The organism is Shewanella sp. 1311, from assembly GCF_059338235.1.
In genome coordinates this window covers 1,477,746-1,490,301 of the sequence record NZ_CM181686.1, presented here as the reverse complement: position 1 = coordinate 1,490,301, position 12,556 = coordinate 1,477,746, and the positions used below count along the sequence as shown (strand labels likewise).

Genomic DNA, 12,556 nt, shown 5'->3' with positions numbered 1-12,556 from the left:
ATTTTATTGCCCATTTAGGTAGCCTGAAAACTATGTCTGCTCCTGCCGATAGCCCTGCCAAAGTTGATACTTTTATTGCGCCGCCTTGCCTCGGGCAAATACGCGTGCTTTATCAAGATAGCGACATTCTGCTGATTGATAAGCCGAGCGGATTATTGAGTCTGTCGGGGAAGAATCCGCTCAATCTCGATTCAGTGCATTATCGCTTAGTGCAGGATTTTCCGACGGCCACTTTGCTGCACAGGCTCGATTTTGGCACTTCGGGCATCATGCTGGTGGCGCTGAATAAAAGCGTGAATGGCTTGCTGACCAAGCAGTTTCAGGCGCGCACGGTCGAGAAGCGTTATACCGCCTTGCTGCACGGACATATCGCCGCTGACAGCGGGGTGATTAATCTGCCGATCGCTAAAGATTGTGACCATTTCCCACTACAAAAGATTTGCCACAGCACAGGTAAACCTGCGATCAGCGAATATCGGGTGCTGGAACGGTTAACCGACCCTTTCGCCACGCGGGTCGAATTTACTCCGGTTTCTGGCCGAACCCATCAACTGCGGATCCACAGTCAGCAATTTGGTCACTCAATTCTGGGGTGCGATCTCTATGGTGGCGTAGGTGAGAGTGTGGCTGATAACGCTGCTGCACCTGAACCAGACATCACTAAGATGACGAATAACAGCAGATTAATGCTGCATGCGACCCGCTTAGCGTTTGATCATCCTATCACGGGTGAGCGTATCGACTGGATTTGCGAGTGTCCTTTCTAAGAGTTTGCTAAAGAGTGATAGAGTTTTGCACTTAGCACTTAGAAATCAAAACTTAGCACTTAAAACGTAGAACAATCGATTTAGTTGCCCAGCCCGATACGTTCGGTCTGCATTGGCGGCGCATCGTTGGGGAGCCAAGTATGGTAAATCGTTGCGAAGGTGCCATCCGCTTTTATCGCTTCTAGGGCGCTTTTCCACTGCTCGATCACCTCATTGGGCGTGCCTTGTGAGAAGGCAATGTAGAGATGATTAGCGCTAATCGTGAAGAGGGACTCTACATCATCAATACTCGCGCCCGCATCCGACAAAATACTTGGCGCGGTGAGATTGGCATTACACCAAAGGTCGATGCGGTGCTTCATCAATTGTTTCGCACTCAACAAGGGCGTTGATGAGGCGGCGACATTGGTAAAGCCGTGTTCGGTAAGCAAGCGCTCTTCCACTGAGGCACGATAGACACCAATCGCCTTCGCCGTTTTAGCATCTTCTATCGAGGTAATTTTTATGCCGCTATTTTTTAAGGCATAAAAATTGGTCGTACCGACAGCAACGGGTCCTATCATAGTAAACATCTGTTCCCTTTCTGCGGTGCGCGTCATAGTGAACAACACAGTATTGGGCTGCTCGGTCAGCATTTTCCAGCCGCGAGCCCAAGGTACGACTTTAATTGGATCTGGGTTCTTGATGCGTTTTTGAATTTCTTCTACGACTTGTACCGCTAAACCAGCAGGTTTGCCATCGATAGAGAAACTGATCGGTGACCATTCTTCTGTATAGATGTTTAGCGGCTGTGCGCGCAGGGGAAAAGCGCCGCAGAAGATAAGTGATAGCAAAAAGCTTGTGACTAGTTTCATTAATAACCCTAAAAATTAGAATGTTATAATTGAGTCTCACTGCTTGCTCTTGAAACGATTAAAGATGAACGCTGTGTTCAAATCAAGTATAGCTAGGGGTTCATTTTCTAAGAGTAAATTTAATATACCGTTTTGAACGATAAAAAAAGAGCGCGAGTATGGCGCTCTTAGGTGGGTATTTTTATCAATGCTGACTTAAGCCTGTTCGATAAACATCAGGCTCGATAAACGTCACGCATCAGATTATCAATGCAGTGGACAACACGCATACTGGCGTCTTCCATCGAATGCAGTTGTTTAACCATTTCAGGCAGATTACCTTTTTGCCTGGCATTGAGCGCAGCTTTACCCGCTTCGTGCACCGCTTTATGTGGTGCATCTAAGGCTTTGAAGTTACTCAAATGCTGATAATTCTCAGCGCCAAAACCTTTGAAGTACCATTGTCCGAGACGGCACTCAGTGTGTGAGTTTACACTGTGGTTATGCTGTGGTTTTTCAATTAATTGATAAACGCTGCTTTTCCAGACTGCGTGGTCGAGCTTAGTGGTATTTAAGAATGACGCGGTAGCAGCGTTATGGATAACCTGCTGCATTTGCTTTGAGCGATGCAGTACATCTTCAACCACTTGGCCGATTTGGGTAGAAGAGCTGGCAACATCGATAGCGCTGCTTTGATTGTTATGGACAATTTCTTTAATTTCAGCTGCTTGAATGACGATTTGTTTCACGAGTTTTTCAATGTGGCTACTGGCTTCGTGGGCTTTACTGGCAAGTTGGCGCACTTCATCGGCAACTACTGCAAAACCGCGTCCTGCTTCACCTGCGCGGGCGGCTTCAATGGCGGCATTCAATGCCAGCAAGTTCGTCTGTTCTGAGATACCTTGAATTGCGGCAACAAACTGGTTGATTGAAGAGGTCGTCGCATCTAGCTCAGTAACGGCTTTCATGCTGCTCGACGCTTGCTCATTAATATAAGTCGCCCGAGTGCCTAAACTTGCCACGGCGATGCGGGTTTGATCAAAAATCTTATCAAGTTCTGACAGTGAATCCTGTTCGGAGGTCAGTAATTCGGCGCTGTTGGCTAAACCTTCGCGCACCGCATTGAGCATTTCTCCACCTTGGTTTTGGCAGGCTATCACCTCAGTGTAGTGATCCGCATTTTGCCGCGATTGCTGCTGCATAGTCTCATTTTCATGGATCATGCCACGCAGTTCGTCGATTTCATTTTGGCGTTGTTGTTCTAGTTGGATAAGCCGCTCTTTAAGCGCCTTATTTTCAGCTTTGAGCTGGGAATTAAACCACATAAAAAGACCTCTAGCGTCGCAAGGACTATGGCTATTGCTTATCGACTTACAGTGACTAGGCTCAGCGGTAAATACTGCAATGTTAATAAGAAGTAAAACTATTCAGGTGTTGAAATATTAACTGATCCTTTGGTTTTATTCTTAATTTTTTTGAGGTTATTGTCGCTTTTATGCGTTGGCGCAAATTAACCTTATTTTTCGAGTGAAAAGTGAACCAAGCTAAGGCTACATCTGGGCCAAGTTAGCTGGTTCACTTTGAGGTTTTCGGCTATTGATTAGCGCTATGTCAGGCTCTATGGCATAGGTAAGTCGAGCACCACAGTGGCTATGCTGAAATACACGAGTACACCTATGATATCGGCGATGGAGGTGATGAGTGGCGCACTCGCCGCTGCAGGATCCATCTTCAATTTGCTCAGTAAGAAGGGCAGAGACATACCAATCAAGCTGCCAATAATCACCACGATTTGCATAGTGAGCGCGACAACCAGTGCGATTTCAGGCCCGCCACGCCAAAATCCTAATAAGGACACTGCCGCCGCCATGCTGGCACCTAATAATCCGGCGACAAATAACTCACGGCCTAACATAGATAGCCAGTCCTTGAGTACCACTTCCCCTGTGGCTAAACCGCGTACCATTAAGGTCGCCGATTGTGATCCCGCATTACCGCCGCTATCGATCAGTAGTGGCAGGAAGAAGACTAAGGACACATAACTGGCGATGGTATCTTCGAAAAACGCGATACCCGCTCCTGAGAAGATATTACCAAACACCAAAATCACCAGCCAAACCACGCGCTTGCGGTAGAGTAAGCCTATGCTGGCTGTCTTAAGGTTATGGTCAATATTGCCGATGGCCGCTGTTTTCGTGAACTCAAGATCCGCCTGTGAGCTGGCAATATCCATAGCATCATCATAGGTGACGATACCGACAAGCTGGCCTTTGCCATTGACTACAGGCAGTGCCATCAAGTCGTAATGGGCGATCATCTGCACCGCTTCTTCGCGAAATGCATTGGCATCGAGCGCGACGGGATCGGGTTTCATAAAGTCGACCACTCGCTCGTGCGGCTGCGCCAGTAATAGCTGCCTTAGCGATACAGTTCCTATTAAGCGGCCTAACATGTCCACCACATAGGTTTGATAAATGGTTTCCTTATCGGCGGCCTCAGTGCGTAGGGTATCAATGGCTTCTGCCGCAGTATGGCGGCTATTGAGCAAGGTGTAATCCGAAGTCATGACCGCGCCGACCTTCGCTTTGTCATAGGCGGCGAGGGTGCGCATATCTTCCCGTTTGGCCAATGCGAGCGCAGGTAAAATGGCCGCTTGCTGTGTTTCATCGAGCAGATTGTAAAGGTCGGCACGTTCATCGGCCGCCATGTGCACGAGCAGCGCAGAAAGCGTGGTTTTGTCTAGCTGCTGAACTAAGCTCGCCTGCAATTCGTCGGTCAGGTAGCGAAATAGATTGGCGCAAACCTTAGGTGATGCAAGTTGCAACAATAGGACTTGTTGATCTTGATTAAAGACGTTAAATACGGCTGCAATATCGGCAGGATGGCGCTTTTCGGCTAATTCAGCCATGGCGCTAACACTGCGTTGTTCGATAATCATTTGCAGGTTATGGATGATTTTTTTAGTGTTGTTTGTGCTGTTATTCATGTTCATAGTTCATTCTCTCAACGATCTAGTGACCAAAGTAAAAGGTGATGTCTGCGCCAAGTTGCAGCGCGTTACCACTAAGGGCATTGCCTAAGCTCAATTCCAGCTGTAGCTGTCGTTGCGGCGTGTGTTGATAGGCGAACTGATAGGCCGCCTCACTTAACTCTTTTTGGTAAAGCTCGGCTATCAGGCGATGGTGACTAGTGAGTTCATAGGCCGCCGCGATGCCCGCAAGTAATTGGGTCGATTCATTAAACTCATGGGTGAAACCTAAGTTGGCATACAGGCTGACATCGGAATCGCCTAAGGTTTTGCCAACAATGCCGAAGGCTTCGGTGGCAAATCCGTTGCCGTTATCGAGGTTTTTCTGCAAGTTGATCACCACTGCGCTGTGCCAATCATCCTGTTGTCTATCTGAATCGGAATGGGAGTTTACGTTGAGCGGTAGCTTGATACCGACTTCAGCTTGCTCCTCACGAATAGCGTCATTGGCATTGGACGCTAATCCTAAATGCCATTCCCATTGATTGCGGCTACAAGTCGTGGTTGTGTTAAATTGTGGGCGAGCATGATCCGACCTAGGTTGTTGCCAGCCGAGTTCTAATTCGCAGTGTTCTGCGAGGGCAGGATCATCCACTTCAAGATGGGATGCTGCCGCACTCATGCTGTAGTACAAGCTGAAACTTGCACAGGATAAAGACCGCAAAATTGCTGCGTTGTTTATGTAAGCCATGTTAAGGCTCCTCAGGTGTAAACCCTTAGGTGTTAATCCATCGGGTAAACGGAGGGTACTGAGGCAAAAACTTGCTTTGAGATGCAAAAAATACACATAACTGAACCCCAGCGAATATGCTGGAATTGCTAAAGCGCAGCCATAGGCTCAGGCTTTATGGTTTGTGATTGATATTTTGGGGGAGGCGGAGTGAAGAATGGTTCACACTACTACCCTGCTTAGCAGGTAGCAGCAAAATATTGCGGGCTAGTGCTAGGCGTTAAATCCTGTCTTTTGGACAGGGCATCTACTGTCGCTTATGTGTGTGCCCACAGTGGGTCTCCGCAATGATTAAAAGTCGCCATCATTCTAATGGGCCAAAAGTTAAAGTCAACCGCACAAGTCGTTACCTATGTTTTTGTTTAAATTTAGATTTTAATTAAATGTTAACATTATGATGCTGCTTAGGTCTGTGTATGGTTATTGGACTGCTTGATGAATTTATGTGCAGTGGCTTGTTGTTGATTTGTTTGTTTTATGGGCGTTGGCTGTAATGCTGCCTCTATGAGGTGTCTTTTAGTGGTATCGGATATCGGATATCGGGCATTGGGTATTGATATATCGGGGCTCGGATATTGATGCGTCGATTAAGTTTGGCTAACACCTTATCTCAAATGGATTATTTGGCATTGATGCGCATCGGGTATACCCTTGTAGTGTCTGTACCTGTGAGTCAAGGTGATCATTCAGACAGGTTCAGACAGGTTCAGACAGGTCGCCGTATTCAGATTTGGAGGTATTAAGCTGTGGCACACAATATCGATGTTGATGAGTTGGACTCCATAGCTGTGGCTGTTGAGCATAATGATATCGCCCAGATGAGAGTCGCCAATATCAAGATCGCCAGTATCAATCTGTTTAACTTTATTGAACCGCCTTTGGCTTACTACGACTTTGAAAATATCTATAGCCATGGTCAGTGGCAGAAAAAGTGCCAATGGCTGAGTGAGTTTCTCGCCCATCGTCAGCCCGATATTGTCGGATTTCAAGAAGTGTTTAGCCCTGAACCACTCAAACGAATCGCCAGCGAGCAAGGGCTAGTGCATTTTGCTGTCATTGATGCGCCAACTCTTATCAGTGATTACATTTATCGTAGCCCAGTGGTCGCGCTTGCCTCCCGTTATCCCATAGTGGAAATCAGCAGTGTCGAACCTGATGCGCGCTTAGTGGCGGCGATGGGATTATCGAGTGAATTTACCTTTAGCCGTAAGGTGCTGCGCGCAACCATTGAGGTGCCGCACATTGGTAAGTGTGATTTTTATGTGGTGCACTTTAAATCAAAACGCGCTGGATTAGCGCTCGAGCCTAAGCTAATTGAACCTAAGCGATTTGAAAATCAGCCACTTGGTTTAGATAACTCGGCGCCCGCAGCGAGCATGAAACTGCATTCAGAAACCCAATTACTCACCGAGCAAGCCTTAGGCCGCTGGGCATCAACCATGCAGCGCGGCGCGGAAGCTGCGTTATTATTCAATGGCATATTAGTACGCAGGCAAGCATCTAAACATCCCGTCATAGTGATGGGTGACTTTAATGACAGTCTGACGATGGGCGCTTTAGATGCGCTAACGATACAGGGCGAGAGCCTTCACAGTAATGATATTAAAGCCGCTGGCCTTGGGCATTTATCGGATGCGGCGTTAGCGGCGGTGTTTGCTCAATATCAACTTAAAGATGCCTATGAGTTATTTATTGAAGCGAACTTGAGGGACAGTTTGACGGGCAATACCGCTTACCATAGGGATCACAGAGCGGCGACCCATTACTATGGCCCCAAAGGTTCTGTGCTGGATTATATTTTGCTTTCGAGCGAGTTCGATGCGAGCCATGGCCGCAGTTTGGCTCAAGTGGTGGATTATCAAACCTGCGACAGGCACTTAGTCAGACCCGAATATGAGCGCGATGCCTACAGTACAGATCATGCGCCAGTGATTGTTGAGTTGGCGCTGCGGAGTTAATTACTCATTCAGTTGAGCTCGCTAAATCAAGCCAAATAAAACAACTTAAACTGACTCAAGTTAATTCACTTTAAATCTGGCTAACACTCAATCTCCAAACCGATTTGCGCATCAGGCGATGTCGCGGATAAGCCCCATTTGAAACCAAGCTTGCAGTGCCTGCAGCACTTGCATCGGCGCCTGCGCGTCGCTAAAAAATGCCAACATCATTTCGCATTGTTCGGCAAAGGTGGCACCGCCAATAAATCCCAGCAGCAGCGCGAGTTGATATTCGGATAGGGAAATAAACTCAGTTAATCGGCTTTCGCCGCGCCAAAGTAACCAAGCTCGTTTGCCTTGATAATCGGGACTTGGCGGTGATTCTTGCTGTTTTAATGCTTGCCAAGTTTCAACCGCATTACTGTTGCATTGGAATAGCTGCACGCTGGGGTGAAAACGCAGTTGGCAACCCGGCCATTGCTCGGCAGGCAGTGCTTGCAGGCGGGCAAAAGTGGCGCGCTCGGTATCAAAAGCATCGAAGGCATTCAATAAACGCCGCTCGAAGCGGGCAATATCGGCAATGATCGGATACTGACTGAAAAACGCATCTTGAGTTAAATAGTCGGGCAGGGCATCGGCAAAACTGCGCAGTGAGGTAAACGTCGATGGCTGACTGGCAATATAACCTTTGGCCATACGCTCGAAGAGTTCATCACCCAGATAGATGCCCAGCATTTCGTGGTCGGTTTCGAGGGTTTCGGTTAAACGAATGCGATAAGCATTGGCATAGATCTGCATCCGAATATCAGCATTAATGCCGCCTTGCTCGGCAATCTTATCTTTGAAGGTTTGCGTGGTTTGCGCAAGGGTTGACGGCGTATCGACCGCCGCGCTCGCCAGCAGATAATCCATAAATGCGTGTTGTAGCTGCTGAAGTTGGCTCATGCGATAACCTTTCCTTCCTGCATGTTCTTTCTACCTTTGGCGGCGTTGAGTGGATGTGCCTCACCTAAGGTATCGCGGGCGATATTTCTGGCAATCGTAAGCTCGGCTTCGATGGCGGAAAACTCGGGGATATTGGCGTCGCGTTCTATCATAGTGCTGATACCGCCAAAACGCTTCAGTGCTGCGCGGTAGAGATCCCACACGCTGCTTGGTACATCATGGTCGTGTGTGTCTATCACATAGTCGCCATAGTCGCTGTGTCCGGCGAGGTGGAATTGCTGCACCCGTTTGGGATTGATTTTATTTAAATAGTCCAACGGGTTGAAATTATGATTGCGAGCACTGACATAAATATTATTGATGTCTAACAAGATTAAACAGTCTGCCGCCTCGGCAACGGCATTAACGAACTCCCATTCGTCCATGCTGGAATCTTGATAGGACAAATAGCTAGAAACGTTCTCCATCAGAATGCGGCGGCCTAAAAAATCTTGGACGGTTTTAATCCGCTGCGCCACATGCTTAACGGTTTCTTCGGTATAGGGCAGTGGCAGGAGATCATGGCTGTTCACCCCGTGAATTGAGGTCCAGCAGATATGATCGGAAATCCATTGGGGCTGCACATCGTTGGCGAGCTGCTTTAAGGCTTTAAGGTAATCCATATTGAGCGGATCGGTACTGCCAATCGACAGGGAAACACCGTGCATGACTAAGGGATAACGCTCGCCAATTTCCTTGAGGTAATAGCGGGGTTTGCCGCCAGCGACCATGTAGTTTTCCGAGAGCACTTCAAACCAATCGATATCGGGCTCGGTATTGAGCACGGCATCAAAATGCTGTGTCCTAAGACCTAAGCCAAAACCTAATGGTGCTTGGGTGATGACATCTTGCGCCACATTGACTCCTTATCCTTAAGTCTTCTGCTGAATGTGTGGTAAACAGGGGGATAAACGTGACCAGCACTAAGCTGGTCACGATTTTGTAATCAGCATATTGGCGTTTAAGCGCCTGCTTTGCCGCCGATATCACCGCAGGATTTTGCAGGTGCTGCGACAAAACCACTGCCTTTACAGCTGGCGTGGCCCGCACAGGCATTGTCGGCAGTTTTACAATCGTTATGGCCTTTACAGGTGTTAACGCCATAGCAGTGAACCAATTCGGCGTTGGCAATTTTGCCCACCCAATCATCAGCGACTTTACCGCCGACATCACCACAGCTTTTTGATGGCATAGCCACAAAACCACTGCCTTTGCAGCTGGCGTGTCCGGCACAGGCGTTATCGGCGGTTTTGCAATCGTTATGGCCTTTACAGGCATTCACACCATAACAATGTACGAGATCGGTACTGTCGGCGCCAGCCATAGGTTCGGCGGCATTGGCGTAACCCGCCATGCTTGCCATTGCCATCGCTAATGCGGCGCCCGTCAGTGCAGTTTGTGTTTTCTTATTCATGGTTCTAATCCTTTTGAGTGTGACTGCTAATGAGTAATCTTGATTTGGTTGCTTTGATAACGACTGCTGTAAATCGACGACTTATAAAGCATTGACTAATAAACACAGGAGTAAGCCTAGTTGTTATCGAGCGATTCGTTTGAATATCTTGTGCGCGGGCTAAACGAGCCTTTCGAATGCGCAGAGCTTTTTCCTGTTGCGTTAATGAGACCCGCACTCAGACCAATATCTTTCAACTAAAGTTAAAATGATGTTGTGAAAATCGAGGCCCGCGCGATCGAGAGAGCAGAGATATTGCCCAATTTATGGAAAAAATGGCGTTTCATGCGCAGGTTTAGTGGCGCAAATAAGGTATGATCGGCAACCCGTGGATGATGGCAAATAAGCGCTGCGGCGCGTTCGGTACTCGCACTCAGGTGACATTGGGTATATCATCCGTTTCCCATTTTTAGACTGCAGCCCTTTTTTAGTGGCGGCACTATTTTACAGGTTTACAGGCAGCACTATGGCTATCAGAATCAAACTTAAACCCGGCCGCGAGAAGTCGCTCGAGCGTCGCCATCCTTGGGTATTTTCCAATGCTATTCATAACATTAAGGGAAAACCTGAAGCGGGTGAGACGGTCGATGTGGTCGCGCATGATGGTCATTGGTTAGGTCGTGGTGCTTGGTCGCCTGAGTCGCAAATCCAAGTGCGGATTTGGACTTTCGATCGAGAAGAAGAAATTGATCGCGAGTTTTTTGCCAGACGTTTACAGCGGGCACAAATTGGCCGTAATGATTTAATCCGCGAACAAGGCTTAACGGGTTATCGATTAGTGGCTGCTGAGTCCGATGGTTTACCTGGGATCACCATCGACAGATATGCCAATGTGTTGGTGTGTCAGTTACTGAGCACAGGTGCTGATTTATGGCGCGATACCTTAGTTGAGTTATTGGCTGAGCAATATCCTGATTGCGCTATCTATGAGCGTTCCGATGTGGATTCGCGTAAGAAAGAAGGCCTGCTGCCTGTTACCGGTTTACTGCACGGTACGCTGCCAGAAATGCCGGTGATTATCGAAGAAAACGGCATCAAGATCGCCGTCGATGTGATTAAAGGCCATAAAACAGGTTTCTATCTCGATCAACGTGATAACCGCGCCATTGCCGCCCGTTTTGTGAAAGATAAATCGGTATTGAACTGTTTCTGCTACACAGGCACCTTTGGTTTGTACGCCGCGAAAGCAGGCGCTGCCAGCATAGAAAACGTCGATGTGTCTTCTTTAGCATTAGCGACGGCGCGTCTAAACATGCAAGTGAACGGTTTGAGTGATGACAATGTGCATTACAATGAAGCCGATGTGTTTAAGTTGTTGCGCTTATACCGTGATGAAGGTAAAACCTTCGATGTGATCGTGCTCGACCCGCCTAAGTTTGCCGATAACAAGGCACAGTTAAACGGGGCATGCCGTGGTTATAAAGACATCAACATGATTGCATTGCAGTTGTTGAATCCGGGCGGGGTGTTATTGACCTTCTCTTGTTCAGGATTAATGCCTGCGGATCTGTTCCAAAAAATCGTGGCCGATGCGGCGTTGGACGCAAAACGCGAAATCCAGTTCATCGAACGCTTAAGCCAAGCAAGTGATCACCCAATAGGTAGCGCCTTCCCAGAAGGATTCTACTTAAAAGGCTTAGTTGCAAGAGCTTGGTAAGAGCCGCCAGAGCTTGGTAGATAGTCGCTAGAGCTTAAGCCAAGTGCTTGATATAAGCTGCCTGCGACGTGAGTTTAGTTAGAGAATAGGCCGTTTAGTCAGAGAATAGATGGCTTAGTCAGATAACATTTAACCCCAAAAAGAACCATAAAAAATGCCAGCCCTTGAATAAAGTGGCTGGCATTTTGTCGCGTATTTTTACCGTGTTGTTTACATCTGCAGCCTTGTGACTGGGATGTAAGTGTTAACGCTTAACTTATTCGGCGGTAAAGGTTTTTACGCCATCAGGTGTACCGACTAACAACACATCTGCGCCGCGTTTAGCGAACAGACCGTTAGTGACGACACCGACGATCTCATTGATCTGACTTTCCAATTCTTTTGGATTAAGGATCTTAAGATTGTACACATCGAGGATCACGTTGCCGTTATCGGTCACAACGCCTTCACGGTACACAGGATCGCCGCCTAGCTTAACTAACTGACGTGCCACATAAGAGCGCGCCATAGGAATGACTTCAACTGGCAGTGGGAATTCACCTAGGATGTCGACTTGCTTAGTGTTATCCACGATACAGATAAACTTTTCAGCCACAGCCGCAACAATTTTCTCGCGAGTTAACGCCGCTCCGCCGCCTTTGATCATATCCATACGGTCGTTGATTTCATCGGCACCGTCCACATAGACAGATAAACGATCGACGCTGTTTAAGTCATAAACGGGAATACCCAGCGCTTTCATTTTCTGAGTTGATGCCTCAGAGCTAGAGACTGCGCCTTCGATATCAGCTTTCATGGTCGCCAGTGCATCAATAAAGTGATTCACAGTCGAACCAGTACCAACACCAACAATACTGTCTCTTTCAACGTACTTGAGTGCGGCCCAACCGGCAGCTTTTTTCATTTCATCTTGAGTCATGTTGACATCCTGTAACGGCAAATGAGTAAAAAATTCTGCGCTTAGTATACTCTTTTCCGATAAATAATGTGGCGCAATTCCGCCTTAGGTGTGATCTAGATTGCAGGCTTGTCGACATGAGTCAGTGATCCCAATAACCTAAGTAACTGAAGCAGTTAAGTTAGAAAGCATTTCGCTATACGCCACTAATCTAACTAAGCTACTATGGCAAAAGCAGAATGGTTTATAGATGATTGGTAGAGGGATTT

At 47.6% G+C, this 12,556-nt stretch carries 11 protein-coding genes; 3 read left to right on the top strand and 8 right to left on the bottom strand.

Features of this window, described 5'->3' with window-relative positions; all coding sequences use genetic code 11:
- Positions 1–32 precede the first annotated feature (32 nt).
- Entirely contained in the window at positions 33–767 is a 735-nt protein-coding gene (locus AC5YB3_RS06885) for an RluA family pseudouridine synthase (protein WP_311990777.1), read from the top strand.
- An 80-nt stretch (positions 768–847) separates the two neighbouring features.
- Here the strand turns inward: AC5YB3_RS06885 and AC5YB3_RS06880 are convergent, their stop codons facing one another.
- The 4 genes from AC5YB3_RS06880 to AC5YB3_RS06865 form a co-directional block, all read right to left on the bottom strand.
- Positions 848–1,621: a substrate-binding periplasmic protein gene (locus AC5YB3_RS06880; protein WP_011847556.1), complete on the bottom strand. Its 774-nt coding sequence runs from the start codon at positions 1,619–1,621 to the stop codon at positions 848–850.
- 215 nt (positions 1,622–1,836) lie between these two features.
- The gene (locus AC5YB3_RS06875; protein WP_494526830.1) at positions 1,837–2,925 is read right to left on the bottom strand and encodes a methyl-accepting chemotaxis protein; all 1,089 of its coding nucleotides are present in this window, start codon (positions 2,923–2,925) and stop codon (positions 1,837–1,839) included.
- A 293-nt stretch (positions 2,926–3,218) separates the two neighbouring features.
- Entirely contained in the window at positions 3,219–4,592 is a 1,374-nt protein-coding gene (gene mgtE, locus AC5YB3_RS06870) for a magnesium transporter (RefSeq protein ID WP_494526829.1), read from the bottom strand.
- A gap of 19 nt (positions 4,593–4,611) precedes the next feature.
- On the bottom strand, positions 4,612–5,319 hold the full coding sequence (locus tag AC5YB3_RS06865; protein WP_494526828.1) for a hypothetical protein: 708 nt from the start codon (positions 5,317–5,319) through the stop codon (positions 4,612–4,614).
- 785 nt (positions 5,320–6,104) lie between these two features.
- Here AC5YB3_RS06865 and AC5YB3_RS06860 point away from each other — a divergent pair.
- Positions 6,105–7,316: an endonuclease/exonuclease/phosphatase family protein gene (locus tag AC5YB3_RS06860; RefSeq protein WP_494526827.1), complete on the top strand. Its 1,212-nt coding sequence runs from the start codon at positions 6,105–6,107 to the stop codon at positions 7,314–7,316.
- Positions 7,317–7,427: 111 nt separating this feature from the next.
- Here AC5YB3_RS06860 and AC5YB3_RS06855 read toward each other — a convergent pair whose 3' ends face one another.
- From AC5YB3_RS06855 to bufA2, 3 genes are all read right to left on the bottom strand, one after another.
- Positions 7,428–8,240: an HvfC/BufC family peptide modification chaperone gene (locus AC5YB3_RS06855; RefSeq protein ID WP_494526826.1), complete on the bottom strand. Its 813-nt coding sequence runs from the start codon at positions 8,238–8,240 to the stop codon at positions 7,428–7,430.
- The gene (gene bufB, locus AC5YB3_RS06850; RefSeq protein WP_494526825.1) at positions 8,237–9,136 is read right to left on the bottom strand and encodes an MNIO family bufferin maturase; all 900 of its coding nucleotides are present in this window, start codon (positions 9,134–9,136) and stop codon (positions 8,237–8,239) included. Before bufB ends, AC5YB3_RS06855 begins: the two co-directional genes overlap by 4 nt.
- Before the next feature lie 104 nt (positions 9,137–9,240).
- Complete coding sequence (gene bufA2, locus AC5YB3_RS06845) at positions 9,241–9,693, bottom strand: BufA2 family periplasmic bufferin-type metallophore (protein WP_006083895.1); 453 nt, start codon at positions 9,691–9,693, stop codon at positions 9,241–9,243.
- A 505-nt stretch (positions 9,694–10,198) separates the two neighbouring features.
- Here bufA2 and AC5YB3_RS06840 point away from each other — a divergent pair.
- On the top strand, positions 10,199–11,389 hold the full coding sequence (locus AC5YB3_RS06840; protein WP_006083894.1) for a class I SAM-dependent rRNA methyltransferase: 1,191 nt from the start codon (positions 10,199–10,201) through the stop codon (positions 11,387–11,389).
- A 256-nt stretch (positions 11,390–11,645) separates the two neighbouring features.
- Here AC5YB3_RS06840 and rpiA read toward each other — a convergent pair whose 3' ends face one another.
- Positions 11,646–12,308, bottom strand: a complete 663-nt coding sequence (gene rpiA, locus AC5YB3_RS06835) for a ribose-5-phosphate isomerase RpiA (protein WP_006082772.1) — start codon at positions 12,306–12,308, stop codon at positions 11,646–11,648.
- Positions 12,309–12,556 lie beyond the last annotated feature (248 nt).